General features: G+C 64.2%; 26 protein-coding genes. 12 read left to right on the forward strand and 14 right to left on the reverse strand.

Annotated features, from left to right (window positions below):
* Positions 1-13 precede the first annotated feature (13 nt).
* From JN302_RS09685 to JN302_RS09695, 3 genes are all read right to left on the reverse strand, one after another.
* Positions 14-2,512, reverse strand: coding sequence for an ABC transporter permease (locus tag JN302_RS09685; protein ID WP_202334240.1), 2,499 nt, complete (start codon positions 2,510-2,512; stop codon positions 14-16).
* A gap of 169 nt (positions 2,513-2,681) precedes the next feature.
* A complete protein-coding gene (locus JN302_RS09690) occupies positions 2,682-3,173 on the reverse strand; it encodes a hypothetical protein (RefSeq protein WP_202332727.1) in 492 nt (163 codons plus the stop codon).
* Positions 3,174-3,252: 79 nt separating this feature from the next.
* A complete protein-coding gene (locus JN302_RS09695; RefSeq protein ID WP_202332728.1) occupies positions 3,253-3,960 on the reverse strand; it encodes an ABC transporter ATP-binding protein in 708 nt (235 codons plus the stop codon).
* A gap of 61 nt (positions 3,961-4,021) precedes the next feature.
* On the opposite strand from JN302_RS09695, the gene JN302_RS09700 reads away from it, so the two are divergent.
* The 3 genes from JN302_RS09700 (at position 4,022) to JN302_RS09710 (ending at position 6,883) form a co-directional block, all read left to right on the forward strand.
* Positions 4,022-4,681, forward strand: coding sequence for an arylesterase (locus JN302_RS09700; protein ID WP_202332729.1), 660 nt, complete (start codon positions 4,022-4,024; stop codon positions 4,679-4,681).
* A gap of 225 nt (positions 4,682-4,906) precedes the next feature.
* A complete protein-coding gene (gene thpR, locus JN302_RS09705; RefSeq protein ID WP_202332730.1) occupies positions 4,907-5,500 on the forward strand; it encodes an RNA 2',3'-cyclic phosphodiesterase in 594 nt (197 codons plus the stop codon).
* A 108-nt stretch (positions 5,501-5,608) separates the two neighbouring features.
* Positions 5,609-6,883 (forward strand): adenylate/guanylate cyclase domain-containing protein, encoded by a 1,275-nt coding sequence (locus JN302_RS09710; RefSeq protein ID WP_244846270.1) that lies wholly within the window; start codon positions 5,609-5,611, stop codon positions 6,881-6,883.
* On the opposite strand, the gene JN302_RS09715 is transcribed toward JN302_RS09710, so the two are convergent.
* Positions 6,781-7,305 carry a low molecular weight protein-tyrosine-phosphatase gene (locus tag JN302_RS09715; protein ID WP_202332731.1) on the reverse strand — a complete coding sequence of 175 codons (525 nt, stop codon included), beginning with the start codon at positions 7,303-7,305 and terminating at the stop codon, positions 6,781-6,783. The two genes, JN302_RS09710 and JN302_RS09715, sit on opposite strands and share 103 nt — an antisense overlap.
* A gap of 97 nt (positions 7,306-7,402) precedes the next feature.
* Here JN302_RS09715 and JN302_RS09720 point away from each other — a divergent pair, with 97 nt between their 5' ends.
* From JN302_RS09720 to JN302_RS09735, 4 genes are all read left to right on the forward strand, one after another.
* A complete protein-coding gene (locus JN302_RS09720; RefSeq protein ID WP_202332732.1) occupies positions 7,403-7,696 on the forward strand; it encodes a 4a-hydroxytetrahydrobiopterin dehydratase in 294 nt (97 codons plus the stop codon).
* 83 nt (positions 7,697-7,779) lie between these two features.
* Positions 7,780-8,109 carry a YkvA family protein gene (locus JN302_RS09725; protein ID WP_244846271.1) on the forward strand — a complete coding sequence of 110 codons (330 nt, stop codon included), beginning with the start codon at positions 7,780-7,782 and terminating at the stop codon, positions 8,107-8,109.
* A 282-nt stretch (positions 8,110-8,391) separates the two neighbouring features.
* A complete protein-coding gene (locus tag JN302_RS09730) occupies positions 8,392-8,895 on the forward strand; it encodes an invasion associated locus B family protein (protein WP_202311739.1) in 504 nt (167 codons plus the stop codon).
* Between the two features lie 408 nt (positions 8,896-9,303).
* The gene (locus JN302_RS09735) at positions 9,304-10,515 is read left to right on the forward strand and encodes an ABC transporter substrate-binding protein (protein WP_202332734.1); all 1,212 of its coding nucleotides are present in this window, start codon (positions 9,304-9,306) and stop codon (positions 10,513-10,515) included.
* Positions 10,516-10,573: 58 nt separating this feature from the next.
* On the opposite strand, the gene JN302_RS09740 is transcribed toward JN302_RS09735, so the two are convergent.
* From JN302_RS09740 to JN302_RS09755, 4 genes are read right to left on the reverse strand one after another with little or no spacing between them, the layout of a single operon-like run.
* On the reverse strand, positions 10,574-11,842 hold the full coding sequence (locus JN302_RS09740; RefSeq protein ID WP_202332735.1) for a branched-chain amino acid ABC transporter permease: 1,269 nt from the start codon (positions 11,840-11,842) through the stop codon (positions 10,574-10,576).
* Positions 11,839-12,840, reverse strand: coding sequence for a branched-chain amino acid ABC transporter permease (locus JN302_RS09745; protein WP_202311744.1), 1,002 nt, complete (start codon positions 12,838-12,840; stop codon positions 11,839-11,841). The genes JN302_RS09740 and JN302_RS09745 overlap by 4 nt, the downstream gene beginning before the upstream one ends.
* Before the next feature lie 6 nt (positions 12,841-12,846).
* Positions 12,847-13,551: an ABC transporter ATP-binding protein gene (locus JN302_RS09750; RefSeq protein ID WP_202332736.1), complete on the reverse strand. Its 705-nt coding sequence runs from the start codon at positions 13,549-13,551 to the stop codon at positions 12,847-12,849.
* Positions 13,552-14,334, reverse strand: a complete 783-nt coding sequence (locus JN302_RS09755; protein WP_446720745.1) for an ABC transporter ATP-binding protein — start codon at positions 14,332-14,334, stop codon at positions 13,552-13,554.
* 214 nt (positions 14,335-14,548) lie between these two features.
* Here JN302_RS09755 and JN302_RS09760 point away from each other — a divergent pair, with 214 nt between their 5' ends.
* The 3 genes from JN302_RS09760 (at position 14,549) to JN302_RS09770 (ending at position 17,201) form a co-directional block, all read left to right on the forward strand.
* Positions 14,549-15,250, forward strand: a complete 702-nt coding sequence (locus tag JN302_RS09760; protein ID WP_202332738.1) for an HAD family hydrolase — start codon at positions 14,549-14,551, stop codon at positions 15,248-15,250.
* Positions 15,251-15,480: 230 nt separating this feature from the next.
* Positions 15,481-16,716: a 23S rRNA (adenine(2503)-C(2))-methyltransferase RlmN gene (gene rlmN, locus JN302_RS09765; RefSeq protein WP_202332739.1), complete on the forward strand. Its 1,236-nt coding sequence runs from the start codon at positions 15,481-15,483 to the stop codon at positions 16,714-16,716.
* A complete protein-coding gene (locus JN302_RS09770) occupies positions 16,713-17,201 on the forward strand; it encodes a hypothetical protein (protein ID WP_202332740.1) in 489 nt (162 codons plus the stop codon). Before rlmN ends, JN302_RS09770 begins: the two co-directional genes overlap by 4 nt.
* A 23-nt stretch (positions 17,202-17,224) precedes the next feature.
* On the opposite strand, the gene JN302_RS09775 is transcribed toward JN302_RS09770, so the two are convergent.
* From JN302_RS09775 to JN302_RS09795, 5 genes are all read right to left on the reverse strand, one after another.
* Positions 17,225-17,866, reverse strand: coding sequence for a LysE family translocator (locus tag JN302_RS09775; RefSeq protein ID WP_202332741.1), 642 nt, complete (start codon positions 17,864-17,866; stop codon positions 17,225-17,227).
* A gap of 158 nt (positions 17,867-18,024) precedes the next feature.
* Positions 18,025-18,237 (reverse strand): type II toxin-antitoxin system RelE/ParE family toxin, encoded by a 213-nt coding sequence (locus tag JN302_RS09780; RefSeq protein WP_244846273.1) that lies wholly within the window; start codon positions 18,235-18,237, stop codon positions 18,025-18,027.
* Positions 18,234-18,515 carry a type II toxin-antitoxin system ParD family antitoxin gene (locus tag JN302_RS09785; protein ID WP_202332742.1) on the reverse strand — a complete coding sequence of 94 codons (282 nt, stop codon included), beginning with the start codon at positions 18,513-18,515 and terminating at the stop codon, positions 18,234-18,236. Before JN302_RS09785 ends, JN302_RS09780 begins: the two co-directional genes overlap by 4 nt.
* A gap of 96 nt (positions 18,516-18,611) precedes the next feature.
* Entirely contained in the window at positions 18,612-20,093 is a 1,482-nt protein-coding gene (locus JN302_RS09790) for a glycosyltransferase family 39 protein (protein ID WP_202332743.1), read from the reverse strand.
* A 65-nt stretch (positions 20,094-20,158) separates the two neighbouring features.
* On the reverse strand, positions 20,159-21,058 hold the full coding sequence (locus tag JN302_RS09795; RefSeq protein WP_202332744.1) for a hypothetical protein: 900 nt from the start codon (positions 21,056-21,058) through the stop codon (positions 20,159-20,161).
* A gap of 194 nt (positions 21,059-21,252) precedes the next feature.
* Between JN302_RS09795 and JN302_RS09800 the strand changes: the two genes are divergently transcribed.
* A complete protein-coding gene (locus JN302_RS09800; protein ID WP_202311757.1) occupies positions 21,253-22,476 on the forward strand; it encodes an argininosuccinate synthase in 1,224 nt (407 codons plus the stop codon).
* A 128-nt stretch (positions 22,477-22,604) separates the two neighbouring features.
* On the opposite strand, the gene JN302_RS09805 is transcribed toward JN302_RS09800, so the two are convergent.
* A complete protein-coding gene (locus JN302_RS09805; RefSeq protein WP_446720720.1) occupies positions 22,605-23,423 on the reverse strand; it encodes a lytic murein transglycosylase in 819 nt (272 codons plus the stop codon).
* A gap of 276 nt (positions 23,424-23,699) precedes the next feature.
* On the opposite strand from JN302_RS09805, the gene JN302_RS09810 reads away from it, so the two are divergent.
* Positions 23,700-24,938 carry a flavin monoamine oxidase family protein gene (locus JN302_RS09810; protein ID WP_202332746.1) on the forward strand — a complete coding sequence of 413 codons (1,239 nt, stop codon included), beginning with the start codon at positions 23,700-23,702 and terminating at the stop codon, positions 24,936-24,938.
* Positions 24,939-25,115: the final 177 nt, after the last annotated feature.

The raw sequence follows: 25,115 nt of genomic DNA on the forward strand, positions 1-25,115 counted from the left end.
AGTGCCTTCGGTATCAGAGCTCCCTCAGCACGGGCGCGGCCTTGTGACCAAGCACGCGCCACGTGCCGACGAGGCCGATGCCGACGGTCAGCGCAAGGGCGGCCACTACCGTGCCGACGGCGACCTCAGGCAGGAAGACGGACGGCAGTTGCATGATACGCGCGACGATGAACCAGGCGGCGATGCCGCCGGCCAGCAGTGCGAAGACGGCTGTCGCCAGGCCGATCAGCGCATATTCCAGTGAAAAGGCCGCGATCAGGGTGCGCCGCGTGGCACCCAACGTCTTCAGCACGACGGCGTCATGGATGCGCGCGCGATTGCCGGCTGCCAGGGCCCCGGCAAGCACCAGGACGGAAGCGATCAGCGCTACGCTTGCGGCGGCGCGGATGGCCGTCCCCAACTGGCCGACGAGCCGATTGACGATGTCGAGCGCGTCCTTGACGCGGACCGTCGTGACGGCCGGAAAGGCACGCGTGACCGCATTGAGGATCCGAGCCTCCTCGACCGGAGTGGCCTCCCTGGCGGTGAGCGTCGCCAGCCAGGAATGCGGCGCGCCGGCGAAGGTGTTGGGCGAAAACACCATGACGAAGTTGATCCCCATGGATTCCCACTGAACCTGCCGGAAATTGGCGATCTTCGCGGTGACGTTGCGGCCGAGCACATTGACCGTCACCTTATCGCCCAGGTTCAGGCCGATCGCCTTGCCTTCCTCGGCGGAGAAGGAGACGAGCGGCTCGCCGGAATAGTCCCGCGGCCACCATTTGCCTTCGGTGAGCGTGGCGTTGCCTGGCTTTTCCGCCTCATAGGTGAGCCCGCGGTCGCCGCGCAGGACCCAGGCGCCGTCGGCGGGAACGGTCATCTTCTGCACGTCCACCCCGTTGATCGCCATCACCCGGCCGCGCAGCATGGGCACGCGCGCCAGCGCACCTTCCGGCGCCTCCTGCTCGACCAGTCGCGAGAAGGCGTCGGCCTCCGAGTTCTGGATGTCGACGAAGAAGAAGTTGGGCGCGCGCTCGGGCAGGCTGCCGGCGATCTGGCGCCTGAGATTGCCGTCGATCAGCGCCAGCGTGACCAGCAGCGTCAGGCCGAGCCCCAGGGACAGGACCACGGATGGCGTCAGCGCCCCGGGACGGTGGATATTGCCGATGGCGAGCCGCAGCGCCGTGGACTTGACACGGGGACTCCTGCGGGCCAGCCACTGCACGAGCACGCCGACATAACGCAGAACGAGGAAGGAGAAGACCATGGCGCCGACGAAGATGGTCGCGATCCGCCTGTCGCCGGAGAACCAGATTGCGAACAGCGCAAGCAGCAGGGCGATGCCCAGTGCCGCCGCCGTGTAGGGCAAGCGCGGAAGGCCGCTCCCCTCGAAGCCCATTTCGCGGAACAGCGCCGTCGCCGGCACGTCGCGTGCGCGACCGAGCGGCAGCAGCGCGAAGGCGAGCGTCACCATGACGCCGAACAGGGCTGCAACGCCGAGGGCGGCGGGATAGACGGACGCCTCGGCCGGCACGGGCAGCACCGAGGCCAGGGCCGCGGTCGCGGCGAAAGGCATCAGTGCCCCGAGCACCAGCCCGACCATGATGCCGAGCCCGGAGATCATCAGGATCTGGACGAGATAGACGGTGAAGACGAAGCCGCCGGAGGCGCCGAGGCTCTTGAAGGTCGCGATCACGCCACGCTTGCCGTCGAGATAGGCGCGCACGGCATTGGCGACGCCGACGCCGCCGACGACGAGCGCGGTCAGCCCGACCAAAGTGAGGAACTGCGAGAAACGTTCGATGTTCGAGGCAAGCGCCGGGGCCGCGTTCGACCGGGTGCGGACCGACCAGCCCGCCTCCGGGAACTGGGTCCTGGCCTGTTCGCGGATCGCTGCGATCCTGGCGTCGCTGGTCCCGTCCGGAAGCTGCAGCTTATAGGCGTGATGGACCAGGCTGCCAGGCTGAATGAGGCCCGAAGCGCGCAGGCCCTCCAGCGAGACCATGAGGCGCGGCGCGAAGCCGAAACCTTCCGACACCGCGTCGGGCTCGCTCACGAGCAACGCGCGCAGCTCGAAGGTGCCCTCGCCGAGCCTGATGCGGGAGCCGGGCTCGATGTTCAGCCGTTCGAAGAGGATGTCGGGAGCGGCCGCGCCGTATACGCCGTTCCTTTCGCCCAGCAGATACTCGCGCGACAGGGCAGGAGCCGTTTCGAGCGGGCCGTAGAGCGGATAGTCGCCGTCCACGGCCTTGACCTCGACCAGCGCCTGGTCCGACCCGTCCTCCAGCCGGGCCATCGAACGCATCGTGGCGCTGGCGGCGAGCGTGCCGAGGCGGCTCAGGAAGGTGCGTTCGGCGGCAGTCGCCTCGCGCTGCGTGAGCTCGAAGCGGATGTCGCCGCCGAGCAGGGACTGGCCTTCGTCGGCGACGCCGGCCGAAATGGCGCGCGCAACGGAGTTCACGCCGCCGATCGCCGCGACGCCCAGCGCGATGCAGGTGAGAAAGATCATGAAGCCCGACAAGCCGCCGCGCATCTCGCGCAGCGAAAAGCGGATGGCGAGCCTGAGCGTACGGAGGTTAGTGCCAGCCACGCCGGGCGCAGCGGATGGAAGGGTGGCAGGCGCGTGCGAGCGGGCGTCCACTTAGGACCTCATAGAGCGGTAAAGGGCAGGTGCGTCCTTCGAGGCTCGCTTCGCGAGCACCTCAGGATGAGGGAGGTAGCGCATGACCGCTCGCCCCAACTGCCTCGCCCTTGGGGCTGCGCGTCGAAATCGTGAGCATCCCAGGATGCGGGAGGTAGCGCATGACGCTCGCCCCAATTGCCTCGCCCTTCGAGCTGCGCGTCGAAACCGTGAGCATCCCGGGATGCGGGAGGTAGCGCATGACGCTCGCCCCAACTGCCTCGCCCTTCGGGCTGCGCGTCGAAACCGTGAGCATCCCGGGATGCGGGAGGTAGCGCATGACGCTCGCTCCGACTGCCTCGCCCTTGGGGCTGCGCGTCGAAACCGTGAGCATCCCGGGATGCGGGAGGTAGCGCATGACGCTCGCTCCGACTGCCTCGCCCTTGGGGCTGCGCGTCGAAATCGTGAGCATCCCATGATGCGGGAGGTAGCGCATGACGCTCGCCCCAACTGCCTCGCCCTTGGAGCTGCGCGTCGAAACCGTGAGCATCCCAGGATGCGGGGGGTAGCGCATGACCGCTCGCCCCGACATGCGTCGCCCTTCGGACTTCGCGTCGAAACCGCGAGGATCTGGGGAATGGCGGAAACCTCCCTCATCCTGAGGTGCTCGCGAAGCGAGCCTCGAAGGACGCACCTTCAATGCGCCCGGAACGCATCGCGACCTGGCGCGTGCAGCGCGCAGCCAATGTCGGATCGTGGGTGACCAGCACAAGCGTCATGCCGCGCTCATGCGCCTTGGCGAAGAGAAGGTCGGCGATCTGGCGGCCGGTGGCCTGGTCGAGATTGCCGGTGGGCTCGTCGGCGATCAGGATGCGCGGTTCGGGTGCCAGCGCCCTGGCAATCGCGACGCGCTGCTGCTCGCCTCCTGAAAGTTCGCCCGGATAGTGGGTGACGCGCTCGCTCAGCCCGACCGCGGCGAGCTCGCGCGCGGCCACCCGGAACGGATCCGGATGGCCGGCGAGCTCCAACGGCACGGCGACGTTCTCCAGCGCCGTCATGTTGGGAATGAGATGGAAGGACTGGAACACGATGCCGATATGACGGCCCCGAAACGATGCGATCTGATCCTCGGTCCGGCCGTTGAGCAATTCGCCCGCGATGCGCACCGTGCCGGTATCGACACGTTCCAGCCCGGCCACCACCATCAGCAGCGTGGATTTTCCCGAACCCGACGGGCCGACGATGCCCGTCGCCTCGCCCGCCATGACGTCGAGGCTCACGCCCTTCAGAACATGGACGGACGATGCGCCCTCGCCGAGGGTCAGCGACACGTCCCGCAATTCGATGACGGCTTCAGTCACGGCGAAATCGTCCTATATGGAGGCTGCAGGGCGCGGTCTTTCGTCATATGGGTTGTGGATCATGGCTTTCAAACGGAGCGGGCAGGCCTTTGTCGCCGCCATTGTCGTCCTTCTCGCCATCCTCACATCGGCCTCCGCCGAACCGTTGCGCGTCGTCGGTTTCGGCGACAGCCTGATGGCCGGCTACGGACTCGGTCCCGGTGAAGCTTTTCCCGAAAAGCTGGAGGCTGCGCTACGCAAGAAAGGTCACGATATCGTGATCGCCAATGCCGGCGTTTCGGGCGATACGACCAGTGCCGGACTGTCGCGGCTCGACTGGTCGGTTCCCGACGGGACGCAACTCGTCATCCTGGAACTCGGCGCCAACGACATGCTGCGCGGGGTCACCCCTGATATCACCGAGAAGAACCTCGACGCCATGATCGCGAGCCTGCGGCAGCGCGGCATCGCGGTGCTTCTGGCCGGCATGGTCGCCGCGCCCAATCTGGGCTCCGACTTCGCCTCGACCTTCAACGCGATCTATCCGCGGCTGGCGGAGAAGTACGGCCTCCAGCTCTATCCGTTCTTTCTCGACGGCGTCGCCGCCGATAAAGGGTTCCTGCTTGCCGACGGCATGCATCCCAATGCTGCCGGGATCGACCGTATGGTGGAGAACTTCATGCCTGACATGGAGAAAGCGCTTGCCGCCGCAAGGACGGCCGGAGGTGCGCCTGCCGACTGAGGGCATGGCGCCGGGCGCGCAGGAGGCAGCCTCCTTTTCGGGTGTTGACTCAAGCCGCCGATGATCCGGAGGGTCGAATCCACAGGCCTGTCACAAAGCTGGACGAATCGTCGGGCAGCTTGGATCCCGGCAGGCCCGCGGGACGACAGTCACGCATAAACAGCTTGCCCGGCCGGGGAATCGGTGATTCGCTGCGGCTATGAAGTTCGATTCGGGGAGGGAGCCATGCCGCGACTTTTCACCGCCCTCGAAATCCCGCGCGACGCCGCAATGTCGCTATCCCTGCTTCGCGGAGGTCTGCCGGGAGCGCGCTGGATAGACGTCGAGAACTATCACCTCACCTTGCGCTTTATCGGTGACGTCGAGGGCCATGTGGCCGACGAGATAGCCAATGCGCTCGACCGGGTCAGGCGCCCGGCCTTCTCGCTGACGCTGTCCGGTGTCGGCGCCTTCGGCAAGAAGCCGCACGCCGTCTGGGCCGGCGTCGCCACGTCGCCCGATCTCTACGCCCTGCAGGGTGAGATCGAGCGCATCTGCCAGCGGCTCGGACTGCCGCCGGACCCGCGCAAATTCGCGCCGCATGTCACGCTGGCCCGGCTCAAAAACGCCAATCCCGGCGATGTCGCCCACTATCTCTCGGCCCGGGGCAACTTCTCCACCCTGCCGTTCCGGGTCGGACGCTTCGTGCTGATGTCATCGCGCGATTCGATCGGCGGCGGCCCCTACATCGTCGAAGAGGCCTGGCCGCTGCTTGGCGCCGATTTGCGCCAGCCGGCCTTTTCCGCCGGCTTCTCCGATGCTTCGCGGATCATGCGCTGAGACGAGGCCTCGCCTTCGGCTTCCAACCCGCGCAGCGACACAGTCGGCAGCAGGTCTTGATCTTGCGCATGTCTTTTGTCCCGAAACCACTGCACACTATCGGGAGACATGCTTTATCCTGGTTCGATGAAAGCATCCGAAGCCGACGAGATTGCCGCATGGCTCGCTGAGGCCGGCCTGCTCGGCGTGCGCAGCGAGGCCTCGCTGACGGAAGCCTTTTGCCGACGCTGCGTCGAAGCCGGGCTGCCGCTCGGCAAGGTTTTCGTGATGATCGACATCCTGCATCCGCAGCACGAATCCCGGGCCTTCTTCTGGGACGAGGATCCCGACGTGGGATTTCGCGAGGAACAGCTCGGATCGACCCGAGACGGGGCCGGCGCGGAGTTATGGAAGCGTAGTCCGTTCTTTCACATGATCCAGCGGCGCGAAACCACGCTGCGCTGCAAGCTGGAAGAGGGTGAAACACGCGGATTCCAGCCGATCGAGGAGCTTCGCAACGCAGGACAGACGGACTATCTCGCCGTCGTCTATCGTATCCGCCAGGCCGCCAGATCGGAGGACGTGGACGGATTCTATGCCCGCTGGACGACTTCGCGGCCGGGTGGGTTCACGGGCGAGGAAATCGAGCAGTTGGAACGGCTCACGGTGCATCTCGGCCTTGCTATCCGTTCCGCCGCTCAGACAAGACTGGCCAAGACGCTGGTCGAGGCCTATCTCGGACGAGATCCCGGCCGGCGTGTCCTAAGCGGCGCCATCAGGCGGGGAGATGTCCAGAAGATAAACGCCGTGCTCTGGTTCTCCGACATGGAGGGATATACGCACCTGTCGGAAACGGTGAAGAGCGACCAGCTCATTCCTTTGCTCAACGACTACGCCGAAGCGGTCATCAATGCGGTGCAGTCGGCCGGCGGCGATGTCCTGAAACTGATCGGCGACGGCGTATTGGCAATCTTCGCCGGCGTCAGGCCCGACCTTGCCTGCCGCGCTGCAATGAGTGCCGAAAGCGACATGCGCAAGCGTCTGGCCGCCCTTGCCGACCGCCGCCGTTCGGCCGGGCTGCCCGTCGCCGATATTCATTTGGGCCTGCATGTCGGCGACGTGTTCTACGGCAATATCGGCAGCCTCGACCGGCTCGACTTCACGGTGGTGGGGCAGGCAGTCAACGAGGTCAGCCGCATTTCGGCCATGTGCCAGTCGGCAGGGCGCGCCATGCTGTGCTCGGCGGAATTCGCGAGGCTGCTTCCGCCGCTTGAGGCCGAGACATTGGTCTCGGTCGGTCGCTATGCCTTGCGTGGCGTCGGACGCGCCAGCGAGCTGTTCACGCTCGATCCGGAAGTCGCCATAGCGGCCAGCGCTTCGGATGCCTCGCGGATCATGCGGTAGACGTCGGCGAAGCCTTCCGATCCACCGTAATACGGATCGGGAACGTCGCTGTCGCGGCCGAGCGCATAGTCGAGGAAGAGATGGACGCGTCCGGGCGAGTCCGCCGGCGCGAGGCGTTTCAGTTCCTCGACATTCGACCGGTCCATGCCGAGGATGAGGTCGAAGTGGCGGAAGTCGTCGGGTCGCACACGCCGTGCCTCCTGGCCCGATATGTCGACGCCATGGCGTCCGGCGATCGCGATGGAGCGCGGGTCGGGCGCCGATCCGGCGTGCCAGCCCCCGGTGCCCGCCGAATCGATGCGGAACTCGTGGGCACGTCCGGCTTCCTCGGCCACCGCGCGGAATATGCCCTCGGCGAGCGGCGAGCGGCAGATATTGCCGAGGCACACGAAAAGAATCGAGACGGGGGGCTTTGCGATCATGGGGCACGCGCTATGATTGTCATCTTCGGCCGACGGAGCCGCGCTCTCTTCAAACAGGCTCGGTCACTTTGCCGACGGGTTAGCACGGAAGCGAGCCATGGCGAGAGAGAAACTTGGCGCCGACGCGGTGCAGGAGGCGCTGGCCGGGTTGGAGGGCTGGACGCTCGCCGAGGACGGCAATTCCATCCAGCGGAGCTTCACCTTTCGCAATTTCAGCGAGGCCTTCGCCTTCATGACGCGCGTCGCGTTGGCGGCGGAGAAGCTCGACCATCATCCCGACTGGACGAATGTCTACAGGACCGTCGACGTGACGCTCAACACCCATGACGCCGGCGGACTGACCGAACTGGATTTCAAGCTGGCCCGCAAGATGAACGCCTATGCGGATTAGCCATCGATCCCTTGCAGCGGCGGCACGCACCCACCACATTGCAGTCGACGGATATGAAGCCTGAGGGTGTATCTGCGGTGACGATGAAGGGCGAAACAGGCCAGGACGAGCGGAATCTGCGCGAGAACTTCTGGCGCACGGCGAAGAAGGCCGCGCGGCACGTGCCCTTCATGGAAGATGTGGTCGCGGCCTACTACTGCGCGCTCGACAAGCAGACGCCGCTGCGTACCAAGGGCATATTGCTCGCCGCCCTTGGCTACTTCATCCTGCCGGCGGACACGATCCCCGACGTTATTTTCGGCCTAGGCTTCACCGACGATATCGCCGTCTTGACCGCCGCGATCACGGCTGTGCAGGCTCACCTCAAGCCGGCGCACAAGATCGCCGCGCGCCAGGCCCTGACCGAGGCCTGACCTCCGCACTGAAACTGCTTCAGCGCAACTTGCCCTTGCCTCAGTCAAACTCTCGCCGTTTTCGTGGTCTTGAACCACGCATGAGGGGACTGCAACTGCGGGATGCTCGCGGCAGGGCGGACAGCTGTTATGGCGATGGTGTCAGGGTACCGAATCCGGCAGTTTGCCGAAAGATTCATCCTTTGGTAACCCAGATTAAATCAAAATGAAGCAAACCGGCTTGGCTGCGGCGCGGGGCCGTGTGCCTGCATCACGCGACAGACAGGGTAGATACGAACAACAATGCGCGGACTCATTTCACTTCTTTCGGGCTTGGCCATGGTCGCAACGGTTGCGCCGGCGCTTGCCCAGTCGGCCAGCAAGATCGGTCAGAACGACGATTGGGGAATATACTCCTACAAGGCCGGCAACGGGAAGGTCTGCTACGTGCTGACCAAGCCGACCGACATGCAGCCGACCACCCTCGATCATGGCGATATCTACTTCTTCGTCAGCCAGAAGCCCGGCCAGAACATCTCATATGAGCCGCAGTTCATCGCTTCCTATGATTTCCAGGAGAACTCCAAGGTTGCCGTCAGCGTCGGCAGCAAGACGTTCTCGATGTTCACCCGCGGCAAGTCCGCCTGGATGGAGAACGCCGCAGAGGAGCCTGCCCTGATCGCGGCCATGAAGTCGGGAGCGGAGATGAAGGTCGCCGCCAAATCGGGGCGCGGCAATTCGACCAACTACGTGTTCTCGCTGAAGGGCATCTCGGCAGCGCTGCAGTCGATCGCGAACTGCAAGTAGGACGCCGGATCTCATGGTTCGGGCCGGGCCCGCCCGGCCTGTTTCTTTCTGCGCCAGGCATGGCGCGCGGTGCAGAAGCACCGACATGCCGGGATGGTATCCGGCCGATGACGACCGCAGCGAACCGGTTTCGCGCTCCAGATCCATCATGCTGTTCAAGAAACGTGGCGAAATCCGACAATGCGCCGGTCTCGCTATGACCCTCCTCCTCCAAACGCAACAACTCGCATATTTGAACCCTTCGCGGGTGGTGTGCCTTGCCATCAATCGGCCTCCTGCTTGCGCAAAGTGAATCGGAACCGATCAACTCAACTCTCCCGAATCCCATAAAAGCCGATACGCTTCGGTTGCTTGCTGCGAACATCGCTCCAGATTCATCTAAAGCCATGAATTCAAGGGAGGCATGTGATGCAAGGATCGTTCAAAGCAGTGCTGGCGATAGGCGCCGCTATCGCAGCCACAAACGCAGGATCGGCAGACGAGTTGAAGGTCGGATTCCTCGGCGGCATGACGGGCCCTATTGAAAGTCTGATGCCGCCGATTCTGGCAGGTGCCCGGCTTGCGGTGGATCAGGTCAATGAAGCCGGCGGCATCTCCGGCAAGAACCCCATCAAGCTGGTGGTCGGCGATACGACCTGTGCGGACGCGACCAAGGCTGCCGATGCTGCCGACCGCGCGGTGAATGTCGAGAAGGTCGTCGCCATTGTCGGGGCGATGTGTTCGGGTGCCACCATCTCGGCGGCCCACAATGCCGCCATCCCCGGCGGCATCGTCATGGTCTCACCGGCTTCGACCTCGCCGGCCGTGACCACGCTCGAGGACAAGGATCTGGTTTTCCGTACCACGCCTTCGGATGCCTTTCAGGGCCAGGTACTGGCAAATGTCGTCAAGTCCAAGGGGATCGACCAGGTCGCCGTCACCTATGTGAACAACGACTACGGGAAGGGATTCGCCGGGTCCTTCCAGGAGGCCTTTGAAAAGACGGGCGGCAAGGTCCTGGCGTCCGAAGCGCATGAAGACGGCAAAGCCGACTATCGCGCCGAAATAGGTTCGCTCGCCTCGACCGGCGCCCCTGCGCTCGTCGTGCTGGCCTATATCGACGGCTCCGGCGGCACGATCGTCAAGCAAGCCATCGAGGGCGGCGATTTCTCGCAATTCATCGGTGGCGATGGGATGGTCGGCGACAGGATCGGTGAACTTGCCGGGGAGCAGGCGGACGGCATGATCGCCACCCGCCCAGGCGCCCCTGAACTTCCTGGAACGGAGATCTTCGATCGTGCCGCCAAGGAGACCGGCTTCGATCCTCAGGCGACCTTCGCCTCCCAGTCTTATGACGCCGCCTTTCTTCTCGCTCTGGCCTTGGAGAAGACCGGGGGTAAAGCCGAAGGCCTGAATGAGGCGCTGCGCGAAGTTGCCACCCAGCCCGGCGAAACGATCTTGCCGGGAGAGTGGGAAAAAGCAGCGGAACTGATCAAGGAAGGCAAGGAGATCAATTACGAAGGCGCCTCCGGAAGTCACGAATTCGACGAGAACGGCGATGTTCCAGGCGTTTTCGACGAGATGGTCGTGAAGAGTGGAAAGTTCGAGCGGGTCGGCCCGGCGAAGACCGAATCCCAGTAATCGAGGACGACATCACGCCCCTGGCCGCATTTGCCGCCAGGGGCGTTGCCATCACCGCTCAGTCCTGGCGGGATATCCGTTCTGGAAACAGCCCCTGCGGCGCATACCGCAGGACCAGCGCGATCGTCAGCCCGACGACGAATACACGCATGGAAAGCGCGCGGCTATCAAGATCGTCCGGCGCCACCCAACCGAAAGCGGCGAGGCCGATGTTGCGAACATGATCGAACAGCCAGAGCGAGAATGGCTCCGACATCGTCCATACGAGATAGACGAACAAGGCGCCGAAAATCGCGCCGCGATTGTTGCGGGCGCCACCGAGGATCACCATCACCCAGACTAGAAAGGTGTGGTTCAGGTCAAGGAAGCCGGACGGGTCGAAGATGGTGTTGAAGTGGATGAGAACGGCGCCGCCGATCCCCATCAGAATGCTGCCGAAGACAAAGATCTCGAGGCGCCGACGGTTGACGTCCTTGCCCATCGAGGCTGCCGCATCCTCGTTGTCCCGGATCGCGCGCATCATGCGCCCCCATGGCGCCCGATGCGCGCGCTGAAGCAGCGTGTAAATGATCACCAGCATGATCGCGGTCATCGCCAAGTAGCCCGACCGGGCCGAGACAAAACCGACATCGCCGGGGTCGGGAATCGGCCAAGGCAAGGGCGAGACGGTAAGCGTGCCTCTGGTCAGCCAGTCGGCATTCTTGAGGAATGTCTTGATGATCTGGGCGATCCCGAGCGTTGCGATCGCAAGATAGTCGGATCTGAGGCCAAGACAGATCGCTCCGACGAACCAGGCAATCGCGCCCGCGACCGCGCCGGCGGCTGCCCAGCCGACGAATACCGGCAGGCCGAGTCCGCCGATGAAACCGGCCTCGTTCTCGATCAGCCCTGCGGCCGGATCAAGCGCGCCTGAGACCATCAGATAGGCTACCGCAACCGCGACCCAGGTCAGGAGAGACACAAGCCGTTTCGGCACCCCGATCCTGCCGCTCCGGCTTATCGCGTAGATCGCCAGTGCGCCCACGGCGGCCTTCAACAGAACCCCGCCAAGCAATGCCGGGCCCTGTGACGACCAGAACGCGGTGCTGACAGGGAAGGAAACGAACAAGGAAGCAAATGCGCCGGCGGCGACGAAGCCCATGACGCCCACATTGAAGAGGCCGGCCGAGCCCCATTGCAGCGACAGGCCAAGCGCGACAATGGCATAGCACGTGGCTTCGACCAGCATTCGCAGCGAATAGGCCGCTCCCTGCGAAAGGAACACGCCGGCAAAAAGTGCGGCAAGTCCGGCGAAAAGCAGCACGTCGCGGCGGTACGTGGCGATCATCGGATCGTCCTCCCGCGGAAAATACCTGTTGGGCGCCAGATGAGCACGAAGATCAATATGACGAAGGGGACCATCAGCTTGTATTCGGTGGGAACGAACGCGATCTTCGCCGGCACGTCGAAGGCGTCGCCGGTAAGCCGGGCGACCGGCCTCAGCAGGACCGACCAGTTGAATATGGCCAGCGTTTCGGAAAACCCGATGAGGAATCCACCGGCGATCGCCCCGTAGGGCTGGCCGATGCCTCCGACGATCGTTGCCGCGAAGATGGGCAGCAGGATGTTGAAGGACAGGTCGGGTTTTAGCGTGACGTCGAGCGCGAGCATGGTGCCGGCGACCGCCGCCAATCCTCCGCCGATGACCCAGGTAGCCCGCACAACCGTTTCGATAGGGATGCCAGTCACCCGCGCGAGATCCGGATTGTCGGAAACCGCGCGCATCGCCTTGCCGAGCCTGGTCCGGGTCAGGAACCAGTGCAAGGCGAACACCGCGACCAGGGTGAAAATGATGAGGACGATCTGCGGCTCGGATAGCACGACCTTTGCGGTCGCCGCGGGGACATCGAGGCGAAATATGTCCTTGGGCTCAAGAAAATACATCTCGCGTGGACGTGGACCCGCGAACAGGCGGATCAGGCCTTGAAGCATCAGGGTGACCCCGATCGAGGCCATGACGAGAACAACGGGTCGCGCGCCTTGGTTACGCAGCGGCCGGTAGAACATCCGGTCGATGCCCAGCGACAGACCGATCGTGAGGATGACGGAAACCGGCAGGACCATGACCGCGAGCGGCAACGGCGCGACGGCGCCCGTCGAAGCGACCATTGCTGCCAGCACATAAGAAAGGAAGGCGCCGCTTGTCATGAGATCGGCATGGGCGAAATGGGCGAAGCGCAAGATACCGAAGACCATCGTCACGCCGACCGCGCCGAGGGCGTACATGGAACCGATCACCAACCCGGAGACAATTCCCTTGTTCACGAAGAAGACCAACTCGTCCATGCGCTTCTATCCGCCAAGGAAGCTGCGGGCGACCTCGGCATCGGCCAGAAGGTCCGCGCCCTTCCCGGTGTACCTGTTGCGGCCGTTGGCCAGCACGAAGCCCTTGTCCGCGATGGCGAGCGCTTGTCTGGCATTCTGTTCGACCATGACAATGGTGACGCCGCTGCGGTTGATGGCGGTGACGCGATCGAAGATCTCTCCCCTGAAAACCGGGGACAAACCGGCCGTCGGTTCGTCGAGGAGCAGCAGGCGCGGTTCGATCATCAGCGCTCGCCCAAACGCCACCATTTGCCGCTGACCGCCGGACAATTCTCCCGCCGGCTGCGCCCGCTTTTCCTTCAATGGCGGAAAGATCTCATAGACCTTGTCGAGCGCCGGACGGAAGTCGTCGCGCCGGACATAGGCTCCCATTTCGAGGTTCTCGTGAACCGTCAACGTGGGAAATACGTTTGCCTCCTGCGGCACGAAAGCGATGCCGCGACCGGCCAGCGTTTCCGGCGCCATGCCCGTGATGTCATCGCCGTCGACCAGGACGGCTCCGCGGGTGATCGCAACTATGCCGAAGATGGCTTTCAGCGTCGTCGACTTTCCCGCGCCGTTGGGGCCGACGACGACGCCGATCTCACCGCCCTTGAGGGCCAGGTCGACCCCGTGCAGGATCGTCGTCGAACCATAGCCTGCATGAAGGTCACGGAGCTCGAGGAACGGCATCTATGGCGCTCCTGACATCTGCCTGCTGAACGAACCGCCGAAATAGGCTTCGATGACCTCAGGGTCGTTCTGTATTTCCTCGATCGAACCCGTCCGCATGACAGTACCCTCGGCCATGACGATGACCGGGGAGCAGAGTCTCGCGATCACATCCATGTCGTGCTCGATCACAAAGAACGTGCAACCCATTTCGCGGTTGAGCCGTTCGATGTTCGCGACGACGCTGTTGAGCAGCGTTCGATTGACGCCGGCCGCGATCTCGTCGAGCAATACGACCCTGGCATCCACCATCATGGTGCGGCCGAGCTCGAGCAGCTTTTTTTGCCCACCTGACAGGCGACCGGCAAGTTCGTGCTTCACATGGGCGATCTGCAGCAGCTCGACAATCTCTTCGGCCTTGTCGCGGATGGTTCTCTCCTGGCGTGCCACGGTGCCGGGCCGGAACCAGGCCGATCCAAGGTTTTCACCTGACTGCCCGGCGGGAACCATCATGAGGTTTTCAAGAACCGTCATATGTGAAAACTCATGTGCGATCTGGAATGTTCTGAGTACGCCTTTCGAGAACAACTCATGAGGGGATAGGCCGGTGATATCCTCGTCGTCGAAGACAACGGCGCCGCGATCCGGCTTCAGGTTGCCGGCGATGATGTTGAAAAGCGTTGATTTGCCTGCGCCATTGGGACCGATCAGGCCTGTTATCGATCCCTTTTCGACCGTCAGGGAACACTCATTGACGGCGGTAAATCCGCCGAACGACTTTCTGACTTTTCTTACGTCGATGATCGCCGACATCGACTCCCGCTTCAATCTACCCGCTTGAGGGCATCGCTCATCGCTATTGTCGGTGTCGAGGCACTTGTTAACAAGACAAAAATGGGTTGCTCCCGGTTCGTCCAGGCTGTTTTCGTGAGGATCTCCCTCCCGCCGGTGCCTTTCGAGGCAGGGGTCTTCCGAAAGGCGGTACCGCTTCCGCAGCCGATGCGGTAAATCGCCCGCTATGACCTCGATACTGACCACCATCGGCTTCGACGCCGACGACACGCTCTGGCAGAACGAGCAGTTCTACCGTCTGACCGAGGACCGCTTCGCCTCGCTGCTCGCCGATCATGCCGACCCTACCGCGCTCCGGGAGCGGCTGCTCGATGCGCAAAAAAGCAGTCTGAAGCTCTACGGCTTCGGCATCAAAGGGTTCACCCTTTCGATGATCGAGACGGCGATCGGGATCACCGACGGCAAGGTGCCGGCCGCCGTCATCGAACAGATCCTCGCCGCCGGCCGCGACATGCTCGAACATCCGGTCGAGACCCTGCCCAATGTCCGCGAGACGCTGGAACGGCTCGCCGGCTCCTATCGCCTGGTGCTGATCACCAAGGGCGACCTGTTCGACCAGGAACGCAAGCTCGCCCAGTCGGGCCTCGGCGAATTGTTCGAAGCCGTCGAGATCGTCAGCGATAAGCAGGCCGAGACCTACCGCCGCATCTTCGTCCGGCACGGCGACGGGCCCGAGCGTGCCATGATGGTCGGCAATTCGCTCAAATCCGACGTCGTGCCGGCCATCGAGGCCGGCGGTTGGGGCGTCTATGTCCCGCACGACCTGACCTGGGCATTCGAACATGCCGAGGCGCCGGTGGACGCCGCGCGTTTCCGCCAGATCGTGCATCTCGCAGAGTTGCCCGACCTTCTCGCCGGGATCGACTAGCGACCCGGGGGATCGACTAGCGACCCCGGGGATCGCCAGCGATCCCGGAGGCATCGACTTGTCGTCCTCGGCAGGCTCCACTGTGACTGCGCCTCTCGCGGCGGCATCCTTGAACAGGCGCGGCCGCGGCCAGCCGCCCCATGCGACCGGCGTGACGTGGCGCGCCGGGCGTGATATGAGCCCGCGCCATTCGACAAACCGCACCCCGGCACCCTATATTCGCGACCATCATGGCTTTTTCGCTCGATCTCACCTCCGATACCACCCGCGCTGCGCTCGTGGCGCGCGTCGCTGCGCCCCAGAAGGCATCGCTGGTCGGCCTGTCGCGCGCCGAAATGGGCGAAGCTCTCGTTTCGTCAGGCATCGTGCCGGAGCGCCAGGCCAGGATGCGCGTCCAGCAGCTCTGGCGCTGGCTCTATGTGCGAGGCGTCTCGGACTTCGCCCATATGTTCAACATCTCGAAGGACCTGCGCGCTTCGCTCGACCGCCACTTCACGGTGGCGCGGCCCGAAATCGTCGAGGAGCAGGTATCGAACGATGGCACGCGCAAATGGCTGTTCCGCTTCCCGCCGCGCGGAGCGGGCCGGCCGGTCGAGATCGAGACGGTCTATATCCCCGAGGAAGGCCGCGGAACGCTTTGCATCTCCTCGCAGGTCGGCTGCACGCTCACCTGTTCCTTCTGCCACACCGGCACGCAGAAGCTGGTGCGCAACCTGACGGCGGAGGAAATCCTCGCCCAGCTCATGACGGCGCGCGACCGCCTCGGCGACTTTCCCGACCGCGATACGCCCGACGGCGCGATCGTGCCGGCCGAGGGCCGCAAGATCACCAACATCGTCATGATGGGCATGGGCGAGCCGCTCTACAATTTCGAGGAGGTCAAGAAGGCCTTGCTCATCGCCTCGGACGGTGACGGCCTGTCGCTGTCGAAGCGCCGCATCACGCTGTCGACCTCGGGCGTCGTGCCCGAAATCGCGCGTACCGGTGACGAGATCGGCGTCATGCTGGCGATTTCCCTGCACGCCGTGCGCGACGATCTGCGCGACATGCTGGTGCCGATCAACAAGAAATACCCGCTCAAGGAACTGATGGCCGCCTGCCGGGCCTATCCGGGCATTTCGAATGCGCGCCGCATCACCTTCGAATATGTGATGCTGAAGGACGTCAACGATTCACTCGACGACGCCCGGGAACTGGTGCGCCTGCTCAAGGGCATCCCCGCCAAGATCAACCTGATTCCGTTCAACCCCTGGCCAGGCACCAACTATCAGTGCTCGGACTGGGAGACGATCGAGAAATTCGCCGACTACATAAACCAGGCCGGCTATGCCTCGCCGATCCGCACGCCGCGCGGCCGCGACATCCTCGCCGCCTGCGGACAGTTGAAGTCTGAATCGGAGCGCATGCGCAAGGCCGACCGGCTGGCGCTCGAGGCGATGATGATCGCCGGGCATGGGGAAGCGTGACGCTAGTCGCGGCTTGCCTTTTCCGTTTCGCCGTCATCGTCTTTGGCTATGCCGTCGCCGCCTTCGCGGCCAGCGCCTTCCTCAATCTTCTGTCGCTCGGCGCGCTCGACTGGGGTCAGGACGAGCTTCCATGGGTGGTGGCCGGCTCGGTCATGGTCACCATCCCGGTGGTGGCGCTGCTGATCGGCTATTTCGCCTTCATCCCTGCCGTGCCCGTGATCCTGCTCGCCGAGATGCTCGCTAGGCGCGACTGGCTGTTCTACGCCATCGCGGGAGGCATGGTCGCCGTTGTTGTCGTCGGCTACCTGTGGCAGGCCAGTGGACCCTTGTCGGATGCCGGCTTTGCCGGACGAAACCATGGCGATCCCGCCAGCCTGGATGCGGGCTTCATCATGATGATGATCGGCGGCGGCGTCGTGGGCGGCATCGCCTATTGGTTCGCCGCGGGCCGCTGGGCCGGCGTCAAGCCGGACATCGCGCCGTGAACCTGCGGGCCGAACGGCTCCGGCTATTTCGCCTGCGCCGTGATGATCTTGAGGGCGAAGGCCGAGAACACGCCGGCGAAGAGATAGTCGATGATGCGCGTCACCCGCGGATTTTTCTTCATCATCGCCGCGAAGCCGTCCGCCGCCAGGATCATCGGCGCGGTGACGGGGATGGACACCACGATGAACATCAGGCCGAGGAAGAACAGCTTGCCCGGCGCATTCGGGTCGTGCGCGGACACGAATTGCGGCAGGAAGGTCATGTAGAACAGGATCACCTTCGGATTGAGCAGGTTGACGCCGAAGCCCGTGACCCAGTTGCGGAACAGGGAGCGCTCGCTTCCCGCCTTCTTCTCCGGCGAGAAGGCCGAGCCGTAGCGGATCGCCTGGTAGGCCAGGAAGACCAGATAGCCGGCGCCGAACACCTTCAGCACCAGGAACGCCTGCGGCGAGGCCACGATCAGCGCCGAGATGCCGACGACCACCAGCGTGGTGTGGACGACGATGCCGGCGAAGGAGCCGGCCATCGAGGCGAAGCCGGCGGCACGACCCTGGCTCAGCGTTCGGCTGACGAAGAGCGTCATGTCGGGGCCGGGCGTGATCGCCAGGATCAGCGTGGCGACGGCGAATTGCAGGATGACGGTGGTCTCGGGAACGAAGCTCATGGCGCGCCTTAGCTGGGAGGAGACGGCTCAGTCCCGTCCCAAGTTTCTTAGGCGGTGTCAATCGCCATCGCCTGCAGCCAGTTCCTCCTGCCAATTGGCGTCGCCATGGAACACGCGTAAGATTACCGCGCGGTCGGGCTCGGCGACGAAAGCGACGGTCACGTTTCGCTCAACCCCGATAACACGAAGACCTTCTTTTCATCGCGGCGCGTGCCGCGCTCGGAGCCGTATTCGAGGCGTTCGCAAAAAGTGCGGATACGTTGGTCATAGCGATCCGCCGTAGCGGGGCTGCTGGCGTCCGCGACGGTGTCGTATATCCAATCGAGGTCATCTCCGGCTTCGGGCGCATAAATGACAGCCCGTTGCTTCACGCTTTCCCCTGCAGACGAGCTTCATGGCGCTTGCGCGCGTGCTCGGCCATGTCTTCAGCTGAAATACCTCTGCTGGGATCGGACTTCATGCGGTCATAAGTCGGCACGACTTCTTCGCGTAGCCAACGCTCGATGGCGGCGTCTCGCTCCTGCAGCGCACGAAGCCCGGCGCGGATCACCTCACTGCCGGTCGCATATGCGCCGGACTTCACCTGGCTGTCGATGAAAGCTGCTTGCTCGGCCGGCAAGCTGAACGTGCGCTTCTCCGCAGCTGCCATACTTCCCTCCTGTAAGTATCGGTATGAAAATATCATACCGTGGTGGACCGCGCATCGGAAAGGTGACAGGCAGTTCACGACGTGTGGGAGGTAGCCTCAGTCGATCCTGTAGGCGGTCGCCACCTGGCCGACGCGGCGGGCGATGAAGACGTCCGTCGGGAACACCTCCAGCCTCCTGGCCCGGGCCTTGACGGCCTCGGGCACCGGCGCCTCGCCGATGGTGAGGAACAGGACCGGGCCGGAATCTCCCGCACCCCAGGGTCGGGTCAATTCGAAATGATCGAGCGGGTGGTTCGGGTCGGCACGCCATGCCCGCACGTCGAGGCTGCTGTCGCGCAACTCATAGATCATCGAGGCTGTCAGGCCGCGCTGCGAGAGGACGACCGTCCGGATGCCGTTGGCGTCGGCGATGCGCTTGACATCAGCGGCGAGGTCGCCCCAGCCGACCATCTTGCCGAGTTCGCGGCCGGCCGGGCCAGTGGTGACCGTGCCCGCCAGCGCGCCGGCGAAGGAAACGGCGACCAGCGCCACGGCCGATATGACGAGCGTGGCGATCATGCCACGGCGCCAGTCGAGCGCCAGCATGGCTGCCGTGGCGAGGATTACGGCGGCGGGAAAGCCGGTTGCGGCCCAGTTGCCGTTCGCCTTGTTGAGAAGCGCCTGGCCGGTGATCGCGATGAAGACCGGCAGCGAATGGAAAAGCAGCAGGCGCCTGGGGCCGTTCGCCACCTTGGCGGAAGCACCGAACAAGGTCAGCACGAAGGCGGCGAAAGGCACTGGGCCGATGATGGCGGCCTGGATGCCGAGGAATTCGAGCGCGCCCATGAGATTGGGGAAACGCGAACCCCAGGCGCCGGCATTGTCGCGCGTGTGGGAGAAGGTGGCAAAGCTGTGCTCCATGTTCCACCAGACGTTCGGCGCGATCAGCAGGACGGCGATGACGACGGCGAGCCATGTCCCGGGATGCTTCAGCAGATGGCGCACCTCGCGGGTGAAGATCACATAGAGGAAGAAGCACAGCAAAAGAAACGCCATGGCGTATTTGGCGTTGAGGCCGAGCCCGACGGCCAGGCCGAGCAGCGCACCGGCGGCGAGCGAGGGGCGCTGGACATGGAGGACGATGGCGAAGAGGCCGAGCGTCCAGAGGAAAAGCAGCGGCACGTCGGTCGAGATCAGCGTCGCCGAGATCGACGTGCCGGGCATGGCGGCATAGATGAGCGCCGACCAGAAGGCCACGCGCCGGTCGAAGAGCTTCGCCGCGACCGCATAGAGGAGCAGCGACGTGGCGAAATGCATCAGTGGCGCAGGCAGGCGGATGCAGGCCGGGCTGTCGCCGCACAAGGACGTCGAAGCCGTAATCAGCCATGCGATGAGCGGCGGCTTGGTGTAGTAGCCGAAGGCGGGATCCTGCGCCCAGGCCCAGTACTGGGCCTCGTCGAAGAACAGTTCGGCATGCGAGACCGCGAGGCCCGCGATGCGCAGAGCGAGGATCGCGAGAAGAAGGAGCAGCAGGAGGCCGAAGCTATTCGCCCCGAGCAGCGATTTCTCCTGATGTGCCTCGACAGGCTGCGTCACCATGGACCGGCTCCGGTGGAAGGTGGGGGGTCAATAACCGATCGGGCTGGCCGCGCCAACCCGTTCGCCTACCGGGCAGGCTCGCGCGTCGATATGGTGCCGACCGGCCCCTCGGCATCGCGGATCTGGTAGGCCGATCCGTTCCAGACCCAGTGGCTCGGCTCGGCGCCACCTGCGTGAGGTAAGGCGACAATCCCCGGAAACCCCGCAGCGGCCGTTGCGGGGTCCAGATGCAACTGCACACCCTCGGTGTTGTAGACGGGCTTCCAGTCCTGCCCGGCCCCTGACCTTGCAAAGCCGGCGAGGCTGCAGCCGGATTCGCCATAATAGCGGTTCGAGCCGCAGATCGAGGCGAACAGCAGCGCCCCGCCGTCGGGCAGTTCCAGGAGCTTTGCTGCGTAGCTCGGCTGAAGTCCGGTCGCGGCGCGGAACAGTTTCGCCTCGCCGGCGAGAAGCCGCTCGGCCTCGGCGACGGCCGGGTCGGTTTCGGAGAGCGCGAGCCGCTGATAGGCCGACATGTCGACGGGGCTGCAACGGGCGGCCACCGCTTCGATGACGGCGCGGGAAGCCTTGAGCGGGAAGATCGCGTTCATGGAGGTGTCTCCATCGCCGATCGCGACGCCCATGCGGGCGGCGGATTTCAGCGGCTCCAGGATCTCGAAGGGTACCGAGGCACCGAGCAGTCCGTTGGTCTCGACGGCAAGAACGGGGAAAGGCTCGCCGCCGATCGTGACCTTGCCGGCGACCCTTGTGCCGGCGGGGGGCTTCTCGTCGGGGCGGAAGAGAAAGCTCCAGCGCTGCTCGGCGCAATAGAGCGAGCCGCCCGATATGCCTTTCGCCTTCTCGGGCACCGGCAGGATCGCCACTGCGCCGCTTGCCGCGGCCTCCCACTTTTCCGAGGAGAAGGCTGGCACCGAGGCAAGCGACAGGGCTGAAGCGAGGATTGCCGGATGCCAGGAGCGTTCCACCTTATCAGACCTTTCGGATCAATCGTTCGAAGAATCAGCGGTCGATTGAAACGGTGGATTGTGGCAAGACGATTTTTGTGTGCGTCCCGCAAGGAAATAGGGGGCGCGGATCGGGCCTGGTTCGACGCTGCGCCCTTGCGGAGCCCGGAAAGGGCGTGATAGCTGGCGCAAACCCCATCCAAGCGGAACCAGACATGTCCAAGTGGAAAGACGTCAAGAAGGTTGTGCTCGCCTATTCGGGCGGTCTCGACACCTCGATCATCCTGAAATGGCTGCAGACCGAGCTCAATGCCGAAGTCGTCACCTTCACGGCCGATCTCGGCCAGGGCGGCGAACTGGAGCCGGCGCGCAAGAAGGCCGAGCTGATGGGCATCAGGGACATCCGCATCGTGGATGTGCGCGAGGAGTTCGTCAGCGACTTCGTCTTCCCGATGTTCCGCGCCAATGCGCTTTATGAAGGCACCTATCTGCTCGGCACGTCGATCGCACGGCCGCTGATCTCCAAGCACCTCGTCGAGATCGCGCGCGAGACCGGCGCCGACGCGATCGCCCACGGCGCAACCGGCAAGGGCAACGACCAGGTGCGTTTCGAGCTGTCGGCCTATGCGCTCAACCCTGATATCAAGGTCATCGCCCCCTGGCGGGACTGGTCGTTCAAATCGCGCACCGATCTCCTGAACTTCGCCCGCGACCATCAGATTCCGGTGCCGAAGGACAAGCAGGGCGAGGCTCCCTTCTCGGTCGACGCCAACCTGCTGCACTCCTCCTCCGAGGGCAAGGTGCTGGAGGATCCGTGGAGCGAGCCGCCGGAATTTGTCTATCAGCGCACCGTCTCTCCGATCGACGCTCCCGACCAGGTCACCGAGATCGAGATCGAGTTCAAGAAGGGCGACCCGATCGCGCTCAACGGCGAGAAACTGTCGCCGGCCACGCTGCTGGCGCGGCTCAACGACCTGGGGCGCGACAACGGCATCGGCCGCCTCGACCTCGTCGAGAACCGCTTCGTCGGTATGAAGTCGCGCGGCGTCTACGAGACGCCCGGCGGCACGATCCTGATCGCCGCGCGCCGCGCCATCGAATCCATCACGCTCGACCGGGGTGCGGCACATCTCAAGGACGAGCTGATGCCGCGCTATGCCGAGCTGATCTACAACGGCTTCTGGTACTCTCCCGAGCGCGAGATGCTGCAGGCCCTGATCGACAAGAGCCAGGAGGATGTCGAGGGCACCGTCCGGCTGAAGCTCTACAAGGGCAACGTCATCGTCACCGGCCGCAGGTCGCCGACGTCGCTCTATTCCGATGCGCTGGTGACTTTCGAGGACGATCGCGGCGCCTACGACCAGAAAGACGCCGAAGGCTTCATCCGGCTGAATGGCTTGAGGCTGCGCACATTGGCGGCGAGAAAGCGCAAGGGGTGAACGGTGAAGGGGTGAATGGTGAATGGAAAAATGGTGAATGGTAAGATGGTCGGTGGCAGATAGGGCTGGTTTGGCAGCCGCCGCCTCCTACATTCCATTCACCATTCACCATTCACCATTCACCGGAATCAATCTCCGTCTATCTCCGCACCGATGATCGCGATGGCCTGCTGATAGACACTGGCTGCGTTCCAGCCCTGCAGGGCGCCGAAGTTCGCCTGCCCCGGCTGATAGCCGCCACCGGCTCTCCAGCCGTGGCCGCGCAGGAAATTGGCGGTCGAGGCCAGCGCGTCTGCCTTCGAGCGGATGAGGTCGACCCGGCCGTTGCCGTCGCCATCGACGCCGTAGCGCAACACGTTGAGCGGCAGGAACTGCGTCTGGCCGATCTCGCCATGCATGGCGCCGATGGCCGACGGGCTGAGCGCGCCGGCCTGCACGAGCTTCAGGGCGGCATAGAGCTGGTCGGTGAAGTATTCCGAACGGCGGCAGTCATAGGCCAGCGTCGCCACGGCCGAGAGGATGTTGGAGTTGCCCATGAAGCCGCCGAAGCCGGTCTCCATGCCCCAGATTGCGATCAGCGGTCCGGCCGGTACGCCGTAGCGCTGTTCGATCCGGTTGAAGAGATCGGCATTCTGCCTGCGCAGGCTCTTGCCCTTGGAGGCGATCGTCTTGCCGCCGCGCTTGGCCATGAACTGGTTGAGGGAGAGCTTGAAGCTTTTCTGGTTGCGGTCCGCCGCGATGGTCTTCGATGCATAGCTGGTCTGGGCCAGCGCGCCGAGTGCCTTCTGGCCGACGCCGTTGGCCGCCGCTTCCCGTGAGAAGGCCGCCTTCCATGTTTCGAAACCGGCGGAATTGTTGCCGCATTTGGCCGCCTCGGCGGCGCCCGCCGCCAGACCGAGCATGGCGGTCGCCACGGCCATTACCTTCACCTTGGCAAGACTTGCCATTCCCATCTCCTGTTTGCCTGATTGTCCCGAGCGCCGGTCAATGCCGGCAAGACCCTTCCCGGTCATCGTTAAGATGAAGTTTGCGGCCAAAGCAAGTCATACTGGCGCGAGGAGCCGAAATTCCCCAACGCGACGCGCGTCCATTCGGATGCGCAAAGGACGCCCCGGCATTTTCAAGTAACGCCTGGTGCTTTCCGAAAATCGTTGTCGACTTTTGCGCCGATGCGGTAAGGTCAACTATTCTGTGACGCACTCCTGTGAGGGGCGGGAACTGCCATGGTCGAGGTGGACGTCGTAATCGTCGGCGCAGGCTCCTCGGGGCTGTCCGCCGCCAAGACATTGCGCAGCGCCGGCCGCTCGTTCCTCCTGTTCGAGGCGACGAACCGCATCGGGGGCAGGGCTTGGACCTCGTCGGAACACTTCGGGATACCCTTCGACATAGGCTGCGCGTGGCTGCATGCAGCCGATCGCAATCCCTATTTCGAAGAGGCGAAGTCCGCCGGCTGGACACTCCAGTATCACGACATGAATCTCGATCATCTCTACTTCGGGCGTAAAAAGGCGAGCGAACAGGACGAAGTGGAGACGAAACTTGCCGACGCGCAATTGACGGCGCTTCTTGAGACGCATGTCGGCCACGAAGATCGTCTGTCGGCGTTGCTGGCCGACGGGCAGGCGTCGCGCGCGGCCGCGACTTTCGCGGGGCCGATGGATTTCGGCAAGGACTATGATGAGATTTCCATCGCCGATTTCAAAGCGGCAGCAGATCTCGAGCCCAACTATCTCAGCAAGGAAGGCTTCGGCGCGCTGGTCGCGCATTACGGCGCCGACGTGGCCGTCGAATTCGCCACGCCGGTGCGCAGGATCCGCTGGGACGGGCCCGAGGTCGTCTGCGAGACCGACCGTGGCGCGGTCCGCGCCAGCGCTGCGATCGTCACCGCCTCGCCGGCGGTGCTCGCCTTCGAGGAGATAGCCTTCGTTCCCGATCTGCCCGATGCCCATCGGGATGCCATTTTCGACCTGCCGATGGGAATGCTCACCAAGCTGCCGATCGAGATCAAGGGCAATCGCCTCGGTCTCAAGCCTTTCGAGGACCTGCTGATCGAACGTCGCGCCGAGCATGACATCTATTTCCTCTGCTTTCCCTTCGACCTCGATCTCATGATCGGCTTCGTCGGCGGTGATTTTGCCTGGGAACTCTCCGCGGCCGGGCAGGAGGCGGGGGTCGACTTCGTCACCAACCGGCTTTGCGGGATCTTCGGCAACGACCTCAGGAAACAGGTCGGGCGCGCCATGATGACCAATTGGGGCGGCGAGCGCTGGGTGCGCGGGGCATATGCCGCGGCCCGGCCGGGCCAGGCGGGTGCGCGCAAGGTGCTGGCCGAACCCGTGGCCGAAAGGATATGGTTTGCCGGCGAGCATCTCGCGGGGCCGCTGATCCAGACTTGCGGCGGGGCGCGGCTCTCAGGCGAAGCCGTGGCGCTGCAGGTGATCGCCCGGCTCGCGTCCAGATAGCGCTCGCGCCATCTCTCCCGCAATTGGCATTGGGACAGGGCAGCCCGCAGGCCTTCGCGCCGGTTTCGTCGAAATTCGTAACGTGGAGGGGTGCATTCCGCGCAAAAACTGATAAAGGGTGCGCCATCATGGCTCGCCATCCCGGCGGGCCAATAGCGCTTGCGCGTGCCTCGTGTG

Source organism: Mesorhizobium sp. L-8-3 (assembly GCF_016756615.1).
Taxonomy (GTDB): domain Bacteria; phylum Pseudomonadota; class Alphaproteobacteria; order Rhizobiales; family Rhizobiaceae.